Origin of the sequence: Thiorhodovibrio litoralis, assembly GCF_033954455.1 — a bacterium.
Classification (GTDB): Bacteria; Pseudomonadota; Gammaproteobacteria; order Chromatiales; family Chromatiaceae; genus Thiorhodovibrio; species Thiorhodovibrio litoralis.
Genome location: NZ_CP121473.1, coordinates 2,841,218 through 2,862,824, shown reverse-complemented (window position 1 = coordinate 2,862,824; position 21,607 = coordinate 2,841,218). Strand labels below are relative to the sequence as shown.

General features: G+C 62.9%; 21 protein-coding genes. 12 read left to right on the top strand and 9 right to left on the bottom strand.

Annotation, left to right across the window (positions count from 1 at the left end):
• Positions 1-77: 77 nt before the first annotated feature.
• Complete coding sequence (rpoE, locus tag Thiosp_RS12715; protein WP_201068602.1) at positions 78-650, bottom strand: RNA polymerase sigma factor RpoE; 573 nt, start codon at positions 648-650, stop codon at positions 78-80.
• 349 nt (positions 651-999) lie between these two features.
• Here rpoE and nadB point away from each other — a divergent pair, with 349 nt between their 5' ends.
• Genes nadB through Thiosp_RS12700 form a run of 3 tightly spaced genes read left to right on the top strand, consistent with a single transcriptional unit; the run spans position 1,000 to position 4,106 of the window.
• Positions 1,000-2,631, top strand: a complete 1,632-nt coding sequence (gene nadB / locus Thiosp_RS12710; protein WP_201068603.1) for an L-aspartate oxidase — start codon at positions 1,000-1,002, stop codon at positions 2,629-2,631.
• Positions 2,632-2,636: 5 nt separating this feature from the next.
• Positions 2,637-3,290 carry a carbonate dehydratase gene (gene can / locus Thiosp_RS12705; RefSeq protein WP_201068604.1) on the top strand — a complete coding sequence of 218 codons (654 nt, stop codon included), beginning with the start codon at positions 2,637-2,639 and terminating at the stop codon, positions 3,288-3,290.
• A gap of 42 nt (positions 3,291-3,332) precedes the next feature.
• Positions 3,333-4,106 carry a DUF3050 domain-containing protein gene (locus Thiosp_RS12700; protein ID WP_201068605.1) on the top strand — a complete coding sequence of 258 codons (774 nt, stop codon included), beginning with the start codon at positions 3,333-3,335 and terminating at the stop codon, positions 4,104-4,106.
• A gap of 103 nt (positions 4,107-4,209) precedes the next feature.
• On the opposite strand, the gene Thiosp_RS12695 is transcribed toward Thiosp_RS12700, so the two are convergent.
• Positions 4,210-4,761: a hypothetical protein gene (locus tag Thiosp_RS12695; RefSeq protein ID WP_201068606.1), complete on the bottom strand. Its 552-nt coding sequence runs from the start codon at positions 4,759-4,761 to the stop codon at positions 4,210-4,212.
• A 445-nt stretch (positions 4,762-5,206) separates the two neighbouring features.
• On the opposite strand from Thiosp_RS12695, the gene Thiosp_RS12690 reads away from it, so the two are divergent.
• The gene (locus Thiosp_RS12690; protein WP_201068607.1) at positions 5,207-5,446 is read left to right on the top strand and encodes a hypothetical protein; all 240 of its coding nucleotides are present in this window, start codon (positions 5,207-5,209) and stop codon (positions 5,444-5,446) included.
• 253 nt (positions 5,447-5,699) lie between these two features.
• On the top strand, positions 5,700-5,996 hold the full coding sequence (locus Thiosp_RS12685; protein WP_009151644.1) for a TusE/DsrC/DsvC family sulfur relay protein: 297 nt from the start codon (positions 5,700-5,702) through the stop codon (positions 5,994-5,996).
• 4 nt (positions 5,997-6,000) lie between these two features.
• Here Thiosp_RS12685 and Thiosp_RS12680 read toward each other — a convergent pair whose 3' ends face one another.
• From Thiosp_RS12680 to Thiosp_RS12660, 5 genes are all read right to left on the bottom strand, one after another.
• Entirely contained in the window at positions 6,001-6,873 is an 873-nt protein-coding gene (locus tag Thiosp_RS12680; protein WP_201068608.1) for a class II glutamine amidotransferase, read from the bottom strand.
• 17 nt (positions 6,874-6,890) lie between these two features.
• Positions 6,891-8,060, bottom strand: coding sequence for a bifunctional diaminohydroxyphosphoribosylaminopyrimidine deaminase/5-amino-6-(5-phosphoribosylamino)uracil reductase RibD (gene ribD, locus Thiosp_RS12675; protein WP_201068609.1), 1,170 nt, complete (start codon positions 8,058-8,060; stop codon positions 6,891-6,893).
• A complete protein-coding gene (nrdR, locus tag Thiosp_RS12670; protein WP_201068610.1) occupies positions 8,057-8,632 on the bottom strand; it encodes a transcriptional regulator NrdR in 576 nt (191 codons plus the stop codon). Before nrdR ends, ribD begins: the two co-directional genes overlap by 4 nt.
• A 17-nt stretch (positions 8,633-8,649) precedes the next feature.
• Positions 8,650-9,906 (bottom strand): serine hydroxymethyltransferase, encoded by a 1,257-nt coding sequence (gene glyA / locus Thiosp_RS12665; RefSeq protein WP_201068611.1) that lies wholly within the window; start codon positions 9,904-9,906, stop codon positions 8,650-8,652.
• Between the two features lie 152 nt (positions 9,907-10,058).
• Positions 10,059-12,674, bottom strand: coding sequence for a PAS domain-containing sensor histidine kinase (locus tag Thiosp_RS12660; protein ID WP_407702712.1), 2,616 nt, complete (start codon positions 12,672-12,674; stop codon positions 10,059-10,061).
• Between the two features lie 252 nt (positions 12,675-12,926).
• Between Thiosp_RS12660 and Thiosp_RS12655 the strand changes: the two genes are divergently transcribed.
• From Thiosp_RS12655 to Thiosp_RS12630, 6 genes are all read left to right on the top strand, one after another.
• The gene (locus tag Thiosp_RS12655) at positions 12,927-13,397 is read left to right on the top strand and encodes an RDD family protein (RefSeq protein WP_323696450.1); all 471 of its coding nucleotides are present in this window, start codon (positions 12,927-12,929) and stop codon (positions 13,395-13,397) included.
• Between the two features lie 19 nt (positions 13,398-13,416).
• Positions 13,417-14,055: an MBL fold metallo-hydrolase gene (locus tag Thiosp_RS12650; RefSeq protein WP_201068613.1), complete on the top strand. Its 639-nt coding sequence runs from the start codon at positions 13,417-13,419 to the stop codon at positions 14,053-14,055.
• Positions 14,056-14,122: 67 nt separating this feature from the next.
• Entirely contained in the window at positions 14,123-14,752 is a 630-nt protein-coding gene (locus tag Thiosp_RS12645) for a succinate dehydrogenase (protein WP_201068614.1), read from the top strand.
• On the top strand, positions 14,749-16,635 hold the full coding sequence (sdhA, locus tag Thiosp_RS12640) for a succinate dehydrogenase (quinone) flavoprotein subunit (RefSeq protein ID WP_201068615.1): 1,887 nt from the start codon (positions 14,749-14,751) through the stop codon (positions 16,633-16,635). Before Thiosp_RS12645 ends, sdhA begins: the two co-directional genes overlap by 4 nt.
• Positions 16,636-16,672: 37 nt before the next feature.
• Complete coding sequence (sdhB, locus tag Thiosp_RS12635; RefSeq protein WP_242518885.1) at positions 16,673-17,545, top strand: succinate dehydrogenase iron-sulfur subunit; 873 nt, start codon at positions 16,673-16,675, stop codon at positions 17,543-17,545.
• A gap of 68 nt (positions 17,546-17,613) precedes the next feature.
• Complete coding sequence (locus Thiosp_RS12630) at positions 17,614-18,228, top strand: histidine phosphatase family protein (RefSeq protein ID WP_201068616.1); 615 nt, start codon at positions 17,614-17,616, stop codon at positions 18,226-18,228.
• A gap of 21 nt (positions 18,229-18,249) precedes the next feature.
• Here the strand turns inward: Thiosp_RS12630 and hflC are convergent, their stop codons facing one another.
• Both hflC and hflK read right to left on the bottom strand, forming a co-directional pair.
• Positions 18,250-19,245, bottom strand: coding sequence for a protease modulator HflC (hflC, locus tag Thiosp_RS12625; protein WP_201068617.1), 996 nt, complete (start codon positions 19,243-19,245; stop codon positions 18,250-18,252).
• Positions 19,242-20,366, bottom strand: a complete 1,125-nt coding sequence (hflK, locus tag Thiosp_RS12620) for an FtsH protease activity modulator HflK (RefSeq protein WP_201068618.1) — start codon at positions 20,364-20,366, stop codon at positions 19,242-19,244. Before hflK ends, hflC begins: the two co-directional genes overlap by 4 nt.
• Positions 20,367-20,623: 257 nt before the next feature.
• On the opposite strand from hflK, the gene Thiosp_RS12615 reads away from it, so the two are divergent.
• The gene (locus Thiosp_RS12615; RefSeq protein WP_201068619.1) at positions 20,624-21,595 is read left to right on the top strand and encodes a calcium/sodium antiporter; all 972 of its coding nucleotides are present in this window, start codon (positions 20,624-20,626) and stop codon (positions 21,593-21,595) included.
• The last annotated feature ends 12 nt before the right edge of the window (positions 21,596-21,607 follow it).

Below are 21,607 nucleotides of genomic sequence, written 5' to 3'. Positions count from 1 at the left end.
GTGGTTGTTAGAGTTCGATTGTCAGGGTTCGATTGTCAGGGTTCGATTGTCAGGGTGCGGTGGTCGGGTTGCGCTGTTCAAAGCAGCGGACGCAAATGCTTGTCGATGGCCTCACGCGCGCGGAAGATGCGCGAGCGCACAGTTCCAATGGGACAGTCCATGGCCTCGGCAATCTCCTCGTAGCTCATGCCTTCAAGCTCGCGCAGCACGATGGCGGTGCGCAAATCATCCGGCAATTCATCAAGCGCCCGCTGAACCGTGCGCGCGATCTCATCGCTCAGCAGCTCCCGTTCGGGCGTGGCGGTGTCGCGCAGCCGCGCGCCGGCATCCATCTGCTCGGCCGTTTCCGCATCGACATCGTCGCCCGGCGGGCGGCGCCCCTGGGCCACCAGGTGATTTTTGACTGTGTTGATCGCAATGCGGTAAATCCAGGTGTAAAACGCACTCTCGCCACGGAAGTTCGGCAAGGCGCGATAGGCCTTAATAAAGGCCTCCTGAGTGACATCGAGCACCTCCGCGCTGTCGCGCAAATAACGCCCGATCAAGCCCGCCACGCGCTGCTGGTATTTGAGCATCAGCAGGTCGAAGGCGCGCCGGTCACCACTCTGGGCCCGGACCACCAAGGCATGATCAACTTCACGCTCGGACATCAGTGTCGCCCTGCTGGCCCTTCCCTGCCAGCTCCGATGCCATTGACATCGACTTGGTTGAAAAAGTTCGTTCCGCCCGAACGACAGAAAGCCTGTGGCGAGCAGCCTAACCGGGTCGCACCCGTCGCTCGCTGCCGGTGGCGGCTTTCGCGTTCGGACCATTCACCGGGCATTATATCGAGATCGCAAAGAGATTTTCGATTTTGCGGCAGATCACCCGCGCGAAACCAACCGAACTACACCGCTTGTTTCGCTATACTTTGACCAGGCACCCGCCGCGTGACGCGCACGCGCAATCGCGGCAAACCGCAATCCACCCAAGCTTCGCCTCAACCCGGACATCATCGCCATGCCAAGTGCCACTCGACATGATGTGCTGATCATCGGCAGCGGCGCTGCCGGTCTCAGCCTGGCCCTGCGTCTGCGCCAGGATATCGACGTGGCCGTGTTGGCCAAGCGCGCGCTGCCCGAGGGAAACACTCTCTATGCCCAGGGCGGCATCTCCGCGGTGCTGGCCGCCGATGATTCGCTGGAGTCCCATGTGCAGGATACCCTGCGCGCCGGCGCCGGACTGTGCGATCGCGAGATCGTCGAGCTGGTGGTCAAGCATGGGCCGGACAACATCCGCTGGCTGATTCAAGAGGGCGTGCAGTTTACCCGCGACCCGGCCAGCGAAAGCGAGGATGGCTATCACCTCACCCGCGAGGGCGGCCATACCCACAGGCGGGTGGTGCATGCCGCTGATGCCACCGGGCAAGCCGTCTCCAACACACTTGACTCAGCCGCGCGCGCGCGGGCGAACATCACCCTGTATGAGCATCACACGGCGATTGATCTGATCACCGCCAATCGCATCGGGCGCGACGACAACCGCTGCCTCGGCGCCTATGTGCTCGACAACCAAAGCGGCGAGGTCCGCACCATGCTGGCGCGCTTTGTGGTGCTGGCCAGCGGCGGTGCGAGCAAGGTCTATGTCTACACCAGCAATCCGGATGTCGCCACCGGTGACGGCATCGCCATGGCCTGGCGCGCCGGCTGCCGGGTGGCGAACATGGAATTCATGCAATTCCACCCGACCTGCCTGTATCACTCCAAGGCCAAGTCGTTTCTCATCAGCGAGGCGCTGCGCGGCGAGGGTGCCCATCTGCTGCTGCCCAATGGTGAGCGCTTCATGCCGCGCTTCGACGAGTGCGCGGAGCTCGCCCCGCGCGACATCGTTGCCCGCGCCATCGACCGGGAGATCAAGCGCATTGGCAGTAAATTTGTGCTGCTCGATATCTCCCACAAACCGGCTGATTTTATCATTGAGCACTTCCCGACCATCCACGCGCGCTGCCTGGAGATCGGGCTCGACATCACCAAAGAGCCCATCCCGGTGGTCCCGGCGGCGCATTACACCTGCGGCGGCGTGCTGACCGACGCCCAGGCGCGCACCGATGTCCCCGGCCTTTATGCGATCGGCGAAACCGCCTATACCGGATTGCATGGGGCCAACCGCATGGCCAGTAATTCCCTGCTCGAATGCTTGGTGTTCGGCGAACTGGCCGCTGCGGACATCGAACAGCTGATGATTGCCTGGGAGCAGCCGCCCGAGGTGGCGGACTGGGATGCCAGTCGCGTCACCGAGCCGGATGAGGAGATCGTCATCTCCCATAACTGGGAGGAACTGCGCCGCTTCATGTGGGACTATGTCGGCATTGTGCGTACCAATAAACGTCTGATACGCGCGCGCCGTCGCATCGACCTGCTGCGCTCGGAGATCATCGAGCACTACAGCCACTTCCGCGTCAACTCAAACCTAATCGAGCTGCGCAATCTGGTCGAGGTGGCCGATCTCATCGTCCAGTCCGCGTACCGCCGGCGCGAGAGCCGCGGACTGCACTTCACGCTCGACTTCCCGCACCTCGACCCGCTGCAGCGCTCGCCGACCATCCTGATCCCCGACCGCTACCGGCCGCGCACGCCGGGAAAGGCCGATTAAACCCCATGAAAACACTGCCCCACCTCTTCACCAATAACCGCGCCTGGGCCGAAAGCGTCAAGCAGCGCGACCCCGAGTTTTTCCCCCGGCTTGCCTCTCAGCAGTCACCGCGCTATCTGTGGATCGGCTGCGCCGACAGCCGAGTGCCGGCGAATGAGATCGTCGGGCTGCCGCCGGGCGAGGTCTTCGTGCACCGCAATATTGCCAATGTGGTGGTTCATACCGACCTCAATTGCCTGTCGGTCATTCAATACGCGGTTGACGTGCTGCAAGTCGAGCACATCATTGTCTGTGGCCACTATGATTGCGGCGGCGTTAAGGCCGCGCTCGACTCCCACGACCATGGCCTGATCGACAACTGGCTGCGCCATATCCGCGATGTCGGCCGCTATCATGCCGATGAACTGGCAACGCTCAGCGACCCTCAGCGCCTCGACCGCCTGTGCGAGTTGAATGTGACCGAGCAGGTGACCAACGTCTGTAACACCACCATCGTCAAGAATGCCTGGAAAAAAGGCCAACGCCTGGTCGTCCACGGCTGGACCTACAGCATCAGCGACGGCATCCTGCGCCAGCAAGTCCCGGAGATCGACTCCCTCGCCGGCCTCGCTGCCGCCCGTTGCGACGATGCCGGTTGGATTGTCGAAGCCCCGCGCTGATATTCCAGCAAACACCCAAAGCTATCGCGATCACAAATACCAATGACCCAACTGCAACTTGACCACATCGAGCCGCTGCAACAGGAGCTGGAATCACACCGCATCTACGCCGCCTTGCGCGACGTCTCGGACCTGCGCATCTTCATGCAGCATCACATCTACTCGGTGTGGGATTTCATGTCGCTGATCAAATACCTGCAACAGCAGGTCGCGCCCGTTCGGGTGCCCTGGACGCCCGTGGGCGACCCGGCGGTGCGCTATTTCATCAACCAGTTGGTGCTGGAGGAAGAATCCGACTGCATGGACCGTGGCGCGGGACCAGAATACGGCAGCCACTTCGAACTCTACACCGGCGCCATGGCCGAAATCGGCGCCGATGCCAGCCCGGCGATCGCCTTTGTCGAGCAAGTCGCCCGCGGCGGACTGCGCGAGGCCATCCGCGCCACCCCCCTGCCCCGCCCCGCGCGGGATTTCATGGAAACCACGTTCTGCTTCATCGACGAAGACAAGCCGCACGAAGTCGCCGCCGCCCTGGCGCTCGGGCGCGAGCGCGTCATCCCGCAAATGTTTCGCCGCCTGCTCAGCGACATGGACATCACCGAGGCGGATGCGCCAAGCTTCCACTACTACCTCAAGCGCCACATCCATCTCGACGAAGACTTCCACGGCCCCCTGTCACTGCAACTGCTCGAGCACCTGTGCGGCGATGATCCCGAAAAGCACACCGAGGCCGAAGCCGCCGCCGAGGAAGCCATCTGCGCCCGCATCCGCTTCTGGGACGGCGTGCTGGAGGCGATCGAAACCGCGCGCGGCTGATCGGATAAAAAAGCGTCAGTCATCCTGTTCACGGACATGCCTTGGGAACGGCCCAGGTTGCCGAGCGGACCATGACCGCATTAAACGCCCTCAACTGGCAAACTCAACGACTGCCGTCGCTGGTGGACATCAACCGACCGGACGATTTAGCCAGGCTGGGGCCTGTTGCCCACTTCACCTCCAAATAGCGTCCAACCTGCTGCTGCACCTGCGCCGGCAGCAGCGGCGGACCGAAGGCGCAATTGTAATAGGGCGCGATACAGCGCAGGTACATGACATCACTTGGCACATCACTCGGCGCGCTCGATTTCAGCCACCAGACCGACTCCTGAAACAGCGGGTCCGAGCAGCTGCTCATCATCATCACCGCCGAGATACGCGTCGTCGGGTCCACCAAAATCCGCGAGTTGATCCGACTCACCACAAAGTCCCCGGACGCGATCCGGGTCCCCTCCGCTGGCGCTACCGTGCGCACCTCCAACTCGCAATACGGGTTTAGCTTGCTGCTCGCGCTCGCCAGCCGACCGCGCTGAAAGGTCGCATGCGCCCGCCCCGCCGGAATCCTGATCGGCGCCGTCACACTCACACGCAGTCCCGTGTCCCCCGAGGGGATGGTAGGAGCGCAGCCGCCCGCGCCGAGCAGCAGGACAGCCATCAAGAGCGCACCGGCCAAGCCAACGCCCCTTGCCGCGAGCAAAGGCGCCAACCTCACTGAAAACTCGCTAGTGAAAAAACGCACCCTTCTCGCCTCATTTGCAGCCCAATGGATCATCTTATCAAGCAATCCATTCTCGTACAGGCCAACGGCGACCTGCCGCTACGCTCGCCCCAAACACGAACTTTAGGGTTTCCGCCGATTTTTGGCTGAACCTTCAGGTTCGGTGGGATCTTGTCAGAGCGCAAACCGCTGAGGCAGAAGAGCTGGCCTGTAGTGAGGATTTTCATCGTCTGAAAAAATGGCCTAAAGTTACCTCACAATGGTAGGACTTAGTAACCGGGGAATTCTGATGCGCGTTAGCGAAACTATTGCCGGACTGGTCGCCCTAGGCGTGGCCTTCACCTCTGTCACAAATGCGTCACCGCACAGCGGGAGAAATAACATGATGATTGAAAAGGCACATAAAGGGTATAAGCTGTCGGTTGAAACACCCTACAAGTTCAACGATCAGGTGACCTTTGCATCCAAGTACAATGGTTCCGGGAGCGGCACGATCGTTGCGATTGATATCGCGTTTGACGGAAGCATCGCTTACACGATCGAAATGCCTGATAGAACATGGCAGGCTGGCATCGCTGCAGAGGAAATAAAACTTATCAGACCGGCGCCTAACAATCCCTGATCGATTCAAGAAGCTACGGTTGTCTCTGCCGCGTGATGCACCGAAAGCACTGTACGCCGAGCAAATCAAGCCGGCCAAAGAAAACGCGCCGAGTTCCGCGTGGCGCTTGGGAGTCAGGGCTGGATATGCGCCGGCTCTGCCTCCACTGTCCTTGGGTGTCGCCGACTCGGCTTTGCGCGTTGATCGAAAAAGGGCGCAGCGGGGTTCGCGCGAGGCTTGGATTTCTCAGTAAAAAATGTTCAGGAGCTTTCTCATGACTATCAGCGTTGCCCTTGATAATGAGGGATTTTTGGTCAATCGTGACGATTGGAGCGAGGAAGTGGCGCAAGAGCTTGCCACCACAGATGATTTTGAGATGAACGATCAGGTGATGGGCTTCATCCGCGAGGCGCGGGCGATGTACGAGAACGATGGCGTGGTGCCGCCGATTCGCATCTTTGCCAAGAAGCAGAGCGTCTCGACGAAAGAGCTTTACAACATCTTCAAAAAAGGTCCGATGAAGCTGATCTGCAAGTGGGGCGGCTTGCCAAAGCCGACTGGCTGCGTTTGATGCCCTACCCAAGCGCCGGCCGCGGCTGCGAGGGCGCCCGGCTACTGACGTCCTCGGGTGTGCTCCAGCGGCCTTCGATGTCGTAGCAGCGGCCAGCGCGCAGGGCGATCAGGTCGCCCTCGCCGAGCGGTTCCCATAGCTCATCGGTCAGGGGTACGCTGGCGATCAGTGCCACGTCCTGGCGCACGGTTTGCAGGCGTACGCCGGCATCCTTGAGCTCGGGCGCCGATTCCCAGCAGGAGCGTTGCAGCAGGTAGAGCCCCGGCGGGCGTATGGCGCCGTCAGGCTGAGTGCGGCGGTGGGCGTGGATGAAGAGCGCGTCGGCATCTGCGTAGATGAAGTTGGCGGGGCCTAGCTTGCGCATTTCGCGGCAAAAGTCGGCAATCACGGCCAGCCTCTGCTCAAGCGGTGGTGGCTCGTCGCGGCCTTCCCACAGCGGGGCCAGGCGTTCCATCAGCATACAGAAGGCGCGCTCGGAGTCTGAATCGCCGATGGGGCGGAAGCGTGTGTTGCTCGGCGCGGGCTGCTCCAGCAGTTGCGGAAAATCGCCATTGTGCGCAAACACATGACTGCGGCCTCCCAGTTCGCGCACGAATGGCTGGGTGTTTTGCAATGAGCGGGCGCCGAAGGTGGCCTGACGCAGGTGTGAGACGGCCATGCAGGTGCGCACGCCCTGGACATCGACAAAGCGCAACAGCAGGCTCTCGCACGCCGGCCGCGGCTCGCGCAGCAGCAGGCAGTCGCGTTCTTCGTAGCAGGCCAACCCCCAGCCGTCCCGGTGCGTTGCCTCGCTACCGCTGCTATGGCGCGCCAGGCGCCCGAGCGACAGGCCGAGGGTGGCGGGCACTCGGCTGGACATGGCGAACAACTCGCACATGAGCGCCCTGCCCCGCCTCAGGTAGCCAGCGCTGCGCTGGCGGTCGTGACGTCGCGCCGGCGTAGGCGCAGGCGCAGATCATCGCCAATCTGGCGCAGCTCGAGCCATTCGAGCTCAATGCGCTCGTCCATGTGTGTGAGGCCCGGCAGCTGAAAGAGTCCGCGCGCGGCATCGCCCATCAGATGCGGTGCCAGATAAACCCAGAGCTCGTCAATACAGCCACCGCGCAGGGCGGCTCCGGCCAGGCGCGGGCCGGCTTCGATCAGGACCTCGTTACACTCCCGCCGCGCGAGCTCTTGCAGCGCCCTGCCCAGGTCGATCTGGCCCGTCGCCGACGGCACCATGCTCAGAATCTCGGCGCCGGCGACTTCAAGCGAGTTCCAGTTTGCATGCTCCTGGCCAACGGTGGTCATCACCAGCGTGCGCCCGGGGATGTCGAGCAGGCGCGCGGAGGTCGGCAATTGCAGCTGGCTGTCGAGTACCACGCGCAGCGGCTGACGCGCGACTTTGCCAACTGCCGGCACGCCGGTCGATGCTTGGCCGCTGAGCGGGTCGATGCGCACATTGAGCGAGGGATCATCGGCCAGCACGGTGCCGATGCCTGTGACAATGGCCGAGGAGCGCGCACGCAGGCGCTGCACGTCGGCCCTTGCCGCCTCGCCGGTGATCCAGCGGCTTTCGCCACTGGCCATGGCGGTGCGCCCGTCCAGGCTCATCGCCAGCTTGCAGCGCACCCAGGGCCGGCCGGTGTGCATGCGGCGAATGAAGCCTGGGTTCAGCGCCTGCGCTTGCGATTGCATCAAACCGACCTCGACCGCGATTCCGGCCGCGCGCAGCTGTTCGTGCCCCTGCCCGGCCACCTGCGGATTTGGGTCCGGCATGGCTGAGACCACGCGCGTGACTCCGGCCTCGATCAGCGCGTCGGTGCAAGGTGGTGTGCGCCCGCGATGGCAGCAGGGCTCGAGGGTGACATAGGCGGTGGCACCGCGTGCGCGCTCACCGGCCTGGCGCAGGGCGAGCGGTTCGGCATGGGGCTCGCCGGCGCGTTCATGCCAGGCCTCGGCAATGATCTCGCCATCGCGCGCCAGCACGCAGCCGACGCGCGGATTGGGGTCGGTACTGCAGAGTCCGCGCTCGGCGAGGCGCAGCGCGCGGGCCATGCAGTGTGCATCAGCGGCGGCGGTCATCGGGATGGCTTGCCGGGTTGCTTGCCGGATTTGGGTTCCTTGCGGGATTCGTGCCGGGACTCCTGCTTGGCATCGAGCACGCTCAGCAGATCGAGCTGGGCGCGTTTCACCTCAGGTGAGGGCTGGCGCTCAAGCCGTTCGATCTCCTCGCGGAAGGCATCGACATCCTCGAACTCCCGGTAGACCGAGGCAAAGCGCACATAGGCGACTTGATCGAGCCCGCGCAGCTCGTCCATCAGGAACTCGCCGATCTCGCGCGACTGGACTTCGCTCGCGCCGGTCGCCAGCAGGCGGCGACTGATGCGCGCGATGACGGTTTCGATATCATCGGCGCTGACCGGGCGCTTCTCGACGGCTCGCAGCAGCCCTGCGCGCAGCTTGCGCCCGTCGAAGGGAACCCGCGAGCCGTCGCGCTTGATCACCCGCGGCAGTTCCAGTTCGGCGACCTCGTAGGTGGTGAAGCGCTCGCCGCAGACAATGCAGCGGCGGCGGCGGCGCACCTGGTCGCCGTCGCCGTAGAGGCGCGAGTCGACGACCTTGGTCTCCTGGGCACCGCAGAAGGGGCAGCGCATGGAGCGACCTTAGGCGCTCAACGCGCATAGACCGGGTGGCGACGGCACAGCTCAAGCACCAGCGCCTTGACCTTGTCGATGGCGCCCGCGTCCCCGCGGCTGTCGATCACATCGCACATCCAGCCGGCCAGGCCGCGCGCGTCTGCCTCGCTGAAGCCGCGGGTGGTGATGGCCGGGGTGCCGACGCGAATGCCGCTGGTCACGAAAGGCGACTGCGGGTCATTGGGCACGGCATTTTTGTTGACGGTGATATTGGCCGCGCCCAGCCAGGCGTCGACATCCTTGCCCGTCAGGCCCTGGGTGATGAAGCTGACCAGGAACAGGTGATCGTCGGTGCCGCCGGAGACGACATCAAAGCCGCGCTGGATGAAGACTTCCGCCATGGCGCGCGCATTGGTCACAACCTGCTGCTGGTAGGTCTTGAACGCAGGTTCCATAGCCTCTTTGAAGGCGACGGCCTTGGCGGCGATGACATGCATCAGCGGGCCACCCTGGATGCCGGGGAAGACCAGGGAGTTGAGCTTTTTCTCGATCTCAGGGTTGGACTTGGCCAGAATCAGGCCACCGCGCGGGCCGCGCAGGGTCTTGTGGGTGGTGGTAGTGGTGACATCGGCGATGCCAACGGGGCTCGGATAGACACCAGCGGCGACCAGACCGGCGACATGGGCCATGTCGACCAGCAGATAGGCGCCCACCTCATCGGCGATGTCGCGGAAGCGCTGCCAATCCACCACCCGCGAGTAGGCCGAGAAACCGGCGACGATCATCTTCGGGCGATGGTCTCGCGCAAGCGCCGCGACCTGGTCGTAGTCGATCTCGCCGGTGTCGGGGTTCAGCCCATATTGCACGGCGTTGTAGAGCTTGCCGGAGAAGTTCGGCTTGGCGCCATGGGTCAGATGGCCGCCGTGGGCCAGGCTCATGCCGAGGACATGATCGCCCGGCTGGCACAGGGCCATGTAGACAGCAGCATTGGCCTGGGAGCCAGAATGCGGCTGCACATTGGCATAGTCGGCGCCAAACAAGGCCTTGGCGCGCTCGATGGCGAGGCGCTCGGCGACATCGACATACTCACAGCCGCCGTAGTAGCGTTTGGCCGGATAGCCCTCGGCGTATTTGTTGGTCAGCACCGAGCCCTGGGCCTCGAGCACTCGGGGGCTGGCGTAATTCTCGGACGCGATCAGCTCGACATGCTCCTCCTGGCGGCGCTCCTCGTCGCACAGCGCCTGGAAGAGTTCATCGTCGTAGCCTTGAATCTGCATCGTGGTGTCGAACATGCGTTCTCCTGACAAAGCGGAATGTGATTGATAGATGGTGATCGCAGGGGAATGTCCGGTTTTGGGCCGGAACCCCGGATTCTTGCGCCATAATCCCGCAGTGTAGCGATTTCGGCCGCGACCTGCATTGGGCCTGCACCGGACTCGGGTGCTCAATCCGTCTGGTTATCCGGAGCTGTCACGTCTTCGCCTGCCTCAGACTCGTCCGGCGGGGCGACCGGCAGCTGGATGGAAAAGCAGGCCCCCTGCCCCGGATTGGATTCGGCCCAGATGCGCCCGTCGTGGTTGTCAAGGATGGTCTGGCTGATCGGCAGTCCCATGCCCATACCGGTATCCTTGGTGGTGAAGAAGGGATCGAACAACCGTTGCATGCGTGCGGTTGGAATGCCAGGCCCGCTATCGGTCAGGCTGACGATGGCGGTGGCCTCGGTGGTGCGCGTGGCGATGCGCAATAGGCGATCGTCTGCCGGCTGCTCGGCCAGGGCGTCGAGCGCGTTGCGGATCAAATTCAGCAGGACCTGCTCGATCTGCACCAGGTCGACATCGACGGGAATCTCGCCGGCGGCCAGGTCGAGTTCCAGGGCCACCCCCAGGCGTTCAGTGTCGAACTCGACGAAACCGCAGACCTCGCGCACCAGATAATTGAGGTCCACCCGCGAGCGGATCGGCGGCTGTTTGCCCACCAGCGCGCGCAGCCGGCGGATGATCTCCCCGGCCCGTTCGGCCTGGCTGGAAATCTGGCTCATGGCTGCGACCAGCGGCTCGGTCTCGCACATGCCGCCCTGCAGACGCCGGCTGGCGCCCTTGGCATAGTTGACGATGGCCGATAAGGGCTGATTGAGCTCGTGCGCCATGCCGGTGGCCACCTCGCCCATGGTGCTGAGGCGGCAGACATGCACCAGCTCGGCCTGATGCTGGCGCGACTCCTGCTCCGCGCGGCGCACGGCGGTGATGTCGCGGGCGTAGACATTCACATAGCCGAGATCCTGAATCGGCACGAACAGCAGCGAAAAGATATGGCTGGCGAAGTCGGCTTCGCGCTCGCGCGGGTTGCCATCCCCCAGCGCCTCTTGCAGGGTCTCGCACCAGGGCTCGGGCAGCAGTCCGTTGGGCTGTGTGTTCCAAAAGTCCATCAGCGGCTTGCTCGCGACATTGGCATAGACGATCTCGCCCTTTTCGCTGGCGCGCAGGATGGGGTTAGGGCTCTCGCTGGCGAAGCGCGCCAGACTGCGGATTTCCCGCTCCGCCTGCTTGCGCTTGGTGATGTCATGAATGTAGAGCGTATAGAAGCGCTCCTCTTCCAGGTCAATGGGCACGATGGACAGCTCGATTGGGAACACCATGCCATCAGCGCGGCAGGCGTTTAGCTCACCGCGCACATGGGTCTGATGCTCTCCAATGCGATGTCCGGCCGACTCGCCCAGCATGGCCTCGAAGGCGCTTGCATCGCTCGCGGCGACGAAACCCTGCGCGAAAGCTTCGTTCAGCGCCTGCTGGGCGTCGAAACCAAACATCTGCTCCGCGGTGGGGTTGCAGTCGATCATCCGCCCATCGCGGTTCAGAGTGATGATGGCATCGAGCGAGGCCTCCATAATGGCGGCCTTCAGCGCCTCGGTCTGGCGCATTTCGCTTTCGTGCTTGCGGCGCATTTCCTCGCGCGCGTGCAGCACCAGCTGGGTGAACTGCTGAATCCACTCTTCCAGCAACAGCAGCTGGTTGCCGCCGCGACTGAAGGACGGATGCTCGATGCCGAGCGCCCGCTGGGAAAACGACGACATGCGCACCAGCACCTTGTTCAGCCGTGCCGAGACCAGATAAATCACCAGCGTGAAGACACCGATGAAAACCAACGCCGCCACCACCCGCTGGCGCCGCTCGAAATGCACCGTATGACGGGACATGCGTTTGATGCTGTGACGCGGGACGAAGGTCGCGAACAGCATGTTCCAGTTGGAACCCTCGTAAGCGGGCAGTGACTGCCGGGTGATCAGATAGCTGTCGGTCCAGTCGTCCACCATGCTGCCCAGCGCCAGTCGGCCAGGCTCGTCGGTGGCCAGGATGCGCTGCTCGTCCGGATCGATCAGCGCCACCAAGGACCGATCCGATGCCACGGAGCCATTGGACGCGGCCAAAAAAGCCGCATCGATGGGCACCAGCACCATGAGTCGTCCCATGTTGTAGCCGCCAGTGTCCGCGACCCGGTCACTGACCAGCAGATAGGGGCGATCGGCGAGCCGGATCAGCACAGGGCGCACTTCCTCGTCATCGCTCAGCCACTGGCGCGTGTCCTCCAGCAGCTCGGCGGGCAATGGCTCTGGCCCGGCCTGATAGATTTCCCGAATCCGCCCGCGGGTATCGACCAGGGCGACATGGCTTGGTGCCAAGAGTGCATTGCGCTCGAAGAAATCCGGCAGCCACAGGGGGCGAAATCCCTCGTAGATGACCGGGTCGACCTCTTCCTCCGGGAACCAGAACAGGGGTTCCAGGTACTGCGACAAGCGCCGGTGATTGGCCAGCAGGCGCGTGGTGGCGGCGTAATTGGTGAGGTACTGATTGAAGCGCAGCAGGCTCTCGCGCGAGCCCAGATCAAGCCGTTGCTGGAGCTCGTCGCCGAAGATTTTCTTGATCGCACGGCTCTGGATTTGATCAAGCACGCCCCAGACGGCGAAGCCCGCCGCCAGGCCAATCACGATGGCAATTACCGGCATGGGCATGCGCCGTAGCAGGCTGAAAATCAGGTGTTTGAATTTGGTCAGCCGAATGTTCACTGGCTCGTGGCCCTTGGCAATGGTGGTGGCAGCCGCTGCAATCCGTCATCTGCGCGGCCCGTGCGGCGCGCATGGCTCGAAATTGTGAACCGAATTGGACTCTTTTGGGTGACGCCGGGGGCGAATTTCCGGACAATAGCGCGCATGCTGCTTTCAGAACAATCGTCTGCCCCGACGCCAACCCAACTTCCAGATTCGGTTTCGGCTCCAGATCCAGCTCGGGCCAAGGCTCAGGCCCCGACCCGGTCGCCGTTGTTGGATGCCGCCGAGCTCGAGCAGGCGCGCGCGCCTGGCGTCGCGCGCCGCATCATCAGCGCCATCTATGACCTGATGCTGGTCGCTGGGGTTCTAGTCATGGCAACGGCGCTGGTCACCATCGCGTATCAGGGCCTGCTCGGCGGTGATCTGACCCAGGGGCTGCCGCGGGTGCTGTTTCAGGCCTATCTGCTGGGCGTTGGCGCGCTCTACTATGTCTTTTTCTGGTCGGCGGGACGCCAAAGCCTCGGCATGCGCGCGTGGCGCCTGCAGCTGGTGCGTGAGGATGGCCAGCCGCTCGGCTGGGGCGATTCCCTGCGTCGCTTAGGGCTTGTCCTGGTGTGCATGGCACCGGCCGGTCTCGGGCTCTGGGCGGCATGGCTGAATCCTGAGCGTCTGGGCTGGCACGACCGTCTATCCCGCACTCGCCTGGTAATGCTGGCCAAACCCAAGAAACGCCGTCGCTGAGAAGAGTCCTGGTTATCCTATGCAATTTGAGCTCATCCCCGTGACGGATTTTCAGCAGAACTGCACCCTGCTGATGTGCGAACAAACGCGCGAGGCGGTGATTATCGATCCGGGCGGCGAGCCTGAGCGCATCCTTGCCGCTATCGAGAAGCTCGGCGCCAAGCCACGGCACTTGCTGCTCACCCACGGGCATCTCGATCATGTCGGCGCCGCGCCCGCGCTGGCCGCGCGGCTGCAGCTGTCTATTATGGGGCCGCATCGCGACGATGCCTTCCTGCTCGGCGCCTTGCCGGAACAGGCGCGGATGTTCGGCTTTCCGCCCCAGCGGGCGTTCACGCCGGATGTCTGGCTCGACGCGGGCGAGACCGTTCGCTTCGGCGAGCAGTGTCTGGAGGTTTTGCATTGCCCCGGCCACTCGCCTGGGCATCTGGTGTATTTTGACCGCTCCGATGCCTTGGCGCAGGTGGGCGACGTGCTCTTTCGCGGCGCCATTGGGCGCACCGACCTACCCCGCGGCAATCACGCGCGGCTGTTGCAGTCCATCCAGCACGAGCTGCTGCCGTTGGGCGATCATGTGCGCTTCATTCCCGGACATGGCCCCATGTCGAGCTTCGGTACCGAGCGGCGCGACAATCCCTTTCTGGCGCAGGCGCACTGAGCCGGCGCATTTGCATCCAGCCGCCAAAGGCTTATCCTTTCAAGTCAGTTTCCGCGTCAGAGACATTATGCGCGCATCCATCCACGACAGTCATTTTCTGCTGCGCCGGCTCCATTCGGTCCTGGGGCTGATACCGCTCGGTGCCTTTCTGGTGTTCCATCTGTGGGAGAACTCCCAGTCCCGCTTCGGAGCGGAGCACTACAACGCACAGGTCGCCAGCATCCAGCAGCTCAACTACCTGGTCATCTTCGAGGTGGTCGTGATCGCCCTGCCGCTGCTGCTGCACGCCGGCTATGGGCTGGTGGTCATCGGCAGCGGTGGAGCCGAGCCACTGCGCTACCGCTATGCGCGCAACTGGCTTTACTGGCTGCAACGCATGTCCGGTATCGCCATCATCGCCTTCCTGGCGCTGCACCTGGGGCTAACCCGCTTTGCCGGCATGCTCGACCCCCAAATCGATGCCGACCTGTTCCGCTACATGCAGCAGTCCCTGTCGCAGCCGGTCACTCTGGTGATCTACCTGCTGGGGCTCTGGCTGTCGGTGTTTCACCTGGCCAACGGGCTGGCCACCTCCGCCATCAGCTGGGGGCTTACCACAGACGCCGCCGCGCAACGACGCTTCGGCTGGTTCTGTCTCCTCTTCGGCTTGGTGCTTGGCGCGCTCGGCACCCATGGACTGATCGGGTTTTTGCAATGAACGGACGCAATGTCATTGTCGTGGGTGGCGGGCTCGGCGGTTTGCTGGCAACCCTGCGCATCGCCTCCGCCGGTCATCAGGTGCAGCTGTTCTCGCTGTTTGAGGTCATGCGCTCGCATTCGGTCTGCGCCCAGGGCGGCATCAATGCTGTGCTTGATACCAAGGGCGAGGGCGACAGCGTCGCGCAGCACATTCGCGACACCATCAAGGGCGGCAGCTATCTCGCCAATCAGCCGCCGGTCAAATCCCTGTGCGAGGAGGCCCCAGGCCTGATCCACACCTTCGAGCGCATGGGTGTGGCCTTCTCGCGCACGCCCGAGGGCACACTCGATCAGCGCCTGTTCGGCGGCGTGCGCAATCGGCGCACCTGCTTTGCCGGCGCCAGCACCGGCCAGCAGCTGCTCTACAGCCTCGATCAGCAAGTGCGCCGTCTGGAGAGCGAGAAGCAGGTCGAGAAGCACGAGTGGTGGGAATTTCTCGCCATCGTCAAGGATGCAAATGGCCATTGCCGCGGCATCGTGGCGATGAATTTGCGCAGTCTTGAGGTGCGCGCTTTTCGTGCCGATGTCGTGGTGCTCGCCACCGGCGGCTTTGGGCAGATCTACAGCCCCAAGACCACCTGCTCCACCAACTCCACAGGCGCGGCGGCGAGCCGGGTGTTTCAGCAGGGCGCGCGCTTTGCCAATGCCGAGTTCTTTCAGTTCCACCCCACTGCCATGATCGGCGATGACAAAACCCGCCTGATGAGCGAGGCCGCGCGCGGTGAGGGCGGGCGCGTGTGGGTGCCACGCCAGGCGCAAGACAGGCGCGAGCCGCTGGCCATCCCCGAGTCCGAGCGTTTTTACTTCCTCGAGGAATGGTATCCGGCCTACGGCAACACGGTGCCGCGCGATCTCGCCTCGCGCGCCATCTGGAAGGTGACGCGCGAGCTTGGCCTGGGTGTCGGCGGGCACGATCAGGTCTACCTCGACCTGACCCACCTCGACCCGCAGCAGGTGGAAACGCGCCTGGGTGCCATTCTGTCCATTTACCGCAAGTTCGCCGGGGTCGATCCACTCAGCAGCCCGATGATGATTTTTCCTGCCGCGCATTACTCCATGGGCGGTCTGTGGGTCGATTTCGAGAAAGACCCTCATAGCGGCGGATTGCTCGCCGGTAGCCCGCGCAACCACGCAACCAGTATTCCCGGTCTCTATGCCTGCGGCGAGTGCGACTACGCCTACCACGGCGCCAACCGTCTGGGCGCCAATTCGCTGCTCTCGGCGTCTTTCTCCGGGCGGGTCGCGGGCGAGGCGGTGGTGGCCTATCTCGGGGGACTGGAACACTCGGTCGAAGATGACTCGCACGCCGCCTTCGACAGCGAGATCCGCTATCAAAACCAGATCAATCACCACTTCATCCATGCCAATGGCGAGGAAAATCCTTACGACTTGCATCAGCGCCTCGGCGCCCTGATGACGGATGCAGTCGGCGTGGTGCGCGACAACACCCAGCTCAACGAGGCCTTTGCCGAATTGGTCGAGCTCGAGCAGTCCTTCGCCCGGCTCAAGCTTGGCGAGGCCAACCCCTGGGCCAATCACACCCTAGCCTATGCGCGCCAGGTGTTCGACATGGTCAAGCTCGCGCAGGTGGTCACCGCCAGCGCTCATGCGCGCGATGAGTGCCGCGGCGCGCACCACAAGCCGGCGTTCGAGGACCCACCGCCAGCGCACAGCAGTCCGGGAGACCCTGCGTTTGAGGAGTTTCGCGCGCGCTGGAAGGAAAACAATGACCAATGGCTCAAGACCACCATCGCGGATTACCATCCGGATGGTCCGCGCGTCGGCTACGAACCCGTCGACACCAGCCTGATCGCTCCCGAGGAGCCGCGCGATTATCGCTAGGCCCTGCCATCACTCTTCGCCCAACACGCCATTGCCCATGTCCACTTCCGACGCCTCCGAACTCAGCAACCTCTCCCCGGCGAACGCACCCATGGACGAGTCCGACACGCCGCTCGGCGCCGACATCGAGCAAGCCGCCCCGACTCCGCCGCGGTCGCTGGATGCTGAAGTCGTGGAGCTCAAAATCCGCCGTCAGGATGATCCCTTCTCGCCGCCCTACTGGCAAAGCTTCGAGCTGCCCTGCTTCGAGCGTGACAATGTCGTTGCCGTGCTGCGACGTCTGCGCGCCAATCCGATCACCATTGATGGCGAGCGAGTCGACCCGGTCGTATTCGATCACAACTGCATGGAAGAGGTCTGCGGCGCCTGCGCCATGATGATCAACGGCCAGCCCCGGCCCGCCTGCTCAGCGCTGATCGAGGAACTCAAGCAGCCCATCGTGCTGGAGCCACTGCCGAAATTCCCGCTGGTGCGTGATCTGCTGGTCGACCGCGACCGCATGTCCGAGCATCTCAAGCATGTCCAGGCGTGGGTGCGCATCGACGGCGCCTGGCCCGTCAAAGAGTCCGGCCCGCGCGTATCGCAAAAGCAGTGGGCCAAGGATTATCTGTTCAGCCGCTGCATGAGCTGCGGCTGCTGCCTGGCCGCCTGCCCGCAGTATGACGAGGGGCAGGACTTCGTCGGCCCGGCCGCGCTCGCGCAGGTGCGCCTGATGAACTCCCAACCCACCGGGCGTTTCGACCGCAGCGAGCGCCTACACCGCATCATGGGTCAGGGCGGCCTGAGCGACTGCGGCAATGCCCAGAACTGCGTGCGCGTCTGCCCCAAGGAGATTCCGCTGACCACGGCTATCGGCGAACTGGGACGCGCCACCACCATTCAGGCGCTGAAGGACCTCTTCGGTGGTTAGGCCATTTTTGACCACCACTCCCCCCGTCCGAGCCCAACTCCGATTCCGGGTGCTAACAGGTCAATGTCATGCGCGACACCTTTGTTGACCTGATTCGCCACGGCGAGCCGCGCGGCGGCACCATGATTCGCGGCGTTGCGGCAGACCATCCCCTGAGCGAGCTTGGTTGGCAGCAGATGCGCGCGGCGGTCAGCGATGCCGCGCCCTGGGATCAGATCATCTCCTCCCCACTCGCACGCTGTCGGGAGTTTGCCGCCGAGTTGGCCGGCCGCCATCAGCTACCGCTGATGGTCGAGCCCGAACTGCACGAGATCAGCATGGGCCGCTGGGAAGGGCGCCGTCATCGGGAAATCGCCCGTTCCGAGCCCGAGGCCTTTATTAACTTTTACCGCGATCCGGCCGCGCATCGCCCGCCGGGCGGCGAAACCCTGGAGGCCCTGGTCGCCCGCGTCGGCCATGTCTACGACCGCCTGATAGAACAGCATCGCGGCCGCCATCTGCTGATCTCGGGCCATGCCGGTGTCATCCGCGGCATCCTTGGGCATCTGCTCCAAGCCGAGCCACGCCATTGGTATCGCATGCGCATCGACTTCGCCGGCCTAAGCCGCGTGCGCCACGATCGCTTCGGGGCCGGCATTCAGTACATCAACGCCCGCCGCCTGCGCGATCTCCCAGCAGATTAACGCAAGCGCACTCTCGCGAGCTCACTCTGCAAGAATACCTTGGCCCGCCGCGGCATCGCGCCCAGGAGCCACGCCCTTTAAGAACTTAAACAAATCACTATCCGTGGACAGAACCAAAGTGGTGTTTTCCGCGATCATGGTCTTGTAGGCTTGCATGGTGCGGGTGAATTCATAAAAGGCCGCAGCTTCGGGGCTCTGGTTGTAGGCGCTGGCATAGATCTCAGTAGCCTTGGCGTCCGCCATTCCACGGATCACCTCGACTTGCCGATAGGCCTCGGACTGGATTTTGTTCAGGTCCCGCACCCGATTGCCGCGAATTCTGGCCGCTTCGCCATTGCCTTCTGACAGGAAGCGCTCCGCAATCTGGCGCCGTTCACTGATCATGCGGTCGTAGATCTTCGGGCGCACGCTCTCGTTGTAATTGATGCGCTTGAAGCGGATGTCGAGCAGCTCGATCCCGAACACCCGAACCTTCTCGGCGGCGGCGGTGAAGATCTCCTGCTCGACTAGCTTGCGGCCCTTCTGGATCGGCACCAGCGAGCCCATATCCTGCTCCTGCTCGGCGTCGGTCAAGAGCGCATCGCGCAGCGGCACCCGATCCTTGGTGGTGCGGATGATCTCGATCAACTCGTGCTTCGCAACTGCGTTACGCGTCTCGCTGCCGAGAATGTCGTCTAAGCGCGATTGGGCGCTGCGCTCGTCGTGCAGGCGCAGAAAATATTGCAGCGGATCGGTGATCCGCCAACGGGCGAACAGATCCACCGAGATGTAGAGCTTGTCCTTGGTCGGCATATCCGACGGATTGCCGTCCCACTCCAGCACCCGTTTGTCGATGGGGTTTACGTCCTGAATAAAGGGCATTTTGAGCTTCAGGCCAGCGGAGGTGACCGGCTCGCCGACCGGCTTGCCGAATTGAGTGATGATCACCTGCTCGACTTCGTTCACGGTATAGATTGAGCTGACCGCGATGTATATTCCGATGCCAAGGACCACCAAGATAAGGATTGACTTTTTCATGGCCGACCTCCGGTCTGATTGTCGGGGCGATCTGCTTTGAGGGAATCCAGATTCAAGAACGGCAGAATCCCGCGCGTCTGCTCATCGATAATGATCTTGGAGCCAATGCTCGGCATGACATCTTGCAAGGTCTCGATATAGATGCGGCGGCGGGTGACCTCAGGGGCCTTGCTGTACTCCGTCAGCAGAGCGCTGAAACGCGCCACGTTGCCTTCTGCTTCGTTGATGCGCTTAAGCCGGTAGCCGTCGGCCTCGCGAATGCGCTGATCCTTCTCGCCCTCAGCTAGCGGGATCACCTTGTTGTAATCGCGCCGCGCTTCGTTGATAAGTTTCTCTTTCTCCTGCTGGGCCTGGTTGACCTCGTTGAAGGACTCCTGCACCGGCTGGGGCGGATTGATGTTCTTCAATTGCACCTGATCGATGCTGATCCCCATGGCGTATTTGGTCGAGAGCGCCTGCATCTTGGCCAGCGCCTCGGTTTCGATCTCCTGGCGACCAATGGTAATGACTTCATCGACGGTGCGATCACCAACCACCTCGCGCATCACGGATTCCGACACATAGCGCAGCGTCTCACTCGGCTCCCGAACCTCGAACAAAAACTTCACCGGATCGGAAATGCGGTATTGCACCACCCATTCCACCAAGGCGGCGTTTAGGTCTCCCGTCACCATTTCTGTTTCCCGCTTGCCATCGCGAGGGCTCTGGTAGGGATCAGTCGCGCCCGGGGTCGTGAACCCGAATTCCTGCTTCAACTGGCGCTTGACCGGAACAATGGTGGCCGTATCTACCCCCAAGGGCAGCTTGAAATGCAGCCCAGGCTGAACCTCCTTGAGATATTTGCCGAAGCGCTGCACCACAGCCACCGAGTCGCTCGGCACCGTGTAATAGGTGGTCCATGCGGTCCATACCCCCAGAATGACGAGCGCGAGGATCGCCAGCAGGATGACGATTCCGCCGTGCGGACTCCCGCCTGAAAAGACTCGATTGAGCCGATTTTGTCCCTGTTGGATCAGACTCTCGAGGTCCGGTGGCAAGGAGCCGTTGCCCCTCTCGTTACCAGACGAGCTGTCACTAGGCAGGTTGCCACCAGATGGGTTGTTACCCTTGTGCGCAGGCATGGGAAAATCCTCCTCTGTTCCGCAGTGCTGAACTCAGAATCCTATCCTCACTGATCACGCGCATTGAGAGTCGCGCGCATTGAGAAGAGAATATTGTCTTCCTTTGCGACCAAACCGACCGTGCGTTAGCGTACATAAGACAGGCCATTCTTTTACCCTGGTCGATACTGAGCGCGCATGGCCGGTCGAGTATGGTCGGTCGAGCATCGCTGGCACACCCGTTTTGAACGCCCTCGGGCACTCTTGGAGAATCCTGCATGACCCTGGCTTTTCTAGCACTCTTTGTCGGCCTTGCCGTCCTGGTGTGGAGTGCTGATCGTTTCGTCGATGGTGCCGCGGCCGTGGCGCGTCATTTCGGTACCCCGCCACTGCTGATTGGCATGGTGGTCATCGGTTTCGGCACCTCAGCGCCTGAGATGGTCGTCTCCGCCATTGCCGCACTCCAGGGCAAGCCAGAGTTGGCGCTGGGCAATGCCTATGGCTCCAACATCACCAATATCGCACTTATTTTGGGTGTCACCGCGCTGATCAGCCCGATTCGGGTGCACTCCGGCGTGCTGCGCAAGGAACTGCCGATTCTGACCCTGGTCACCGCCTTCGCCGCCTGGCAGCTCTGGGATGGCGGCCTGTCACGTCTGGATGCCTATGTTCTGCTCGGGCTGTTCGCCGCCATCATGGGCTGGACCATCGTCCAGGGGCTGCGCACGGACGCCGACGCCATGGGCACCGAGACGAACCAGGAGCTCGATAGCCATCCGATGCCCCTACCGGGCGCGGTCTTCTGGCTGGTGCTGGGCCTGGTGCTACTGGTCATCAGCTCGCGACTGCTGGTCTGGGGTGCGGTTGGCATCGCGCAAGCATTTGGCGTCAGCGACCTGATCATCGGCCTGACCATCGTCGCCATCGGTACCTCGCTACCGGAGCTCGCCTCCGCCATCGCCGCCACCCGCAAGGGCGAGCATGATCTCGCGCTCGGCAATGTCATCGGCTCCAATCTGTTCAACACCCTGGCCGTGGTCGGCATCGCCGGCGCAATTCATCCGCTTTCGGTCGACCCGGCCATTCTGACCCGTGACCTGCCAGTCATGGCCGTCCTGACCATCTCACTGTTCGTCATCGGCTACGGCTTTGGCGGCCCCGGCCGCATCAATCGGGTGGAAGGCACGCTGCTGCTCGCGGCATATCTTGGCTATACCGGGTATCTGATCCAGAGCCAGTTCATTTCCTAACCTTCATCGTGC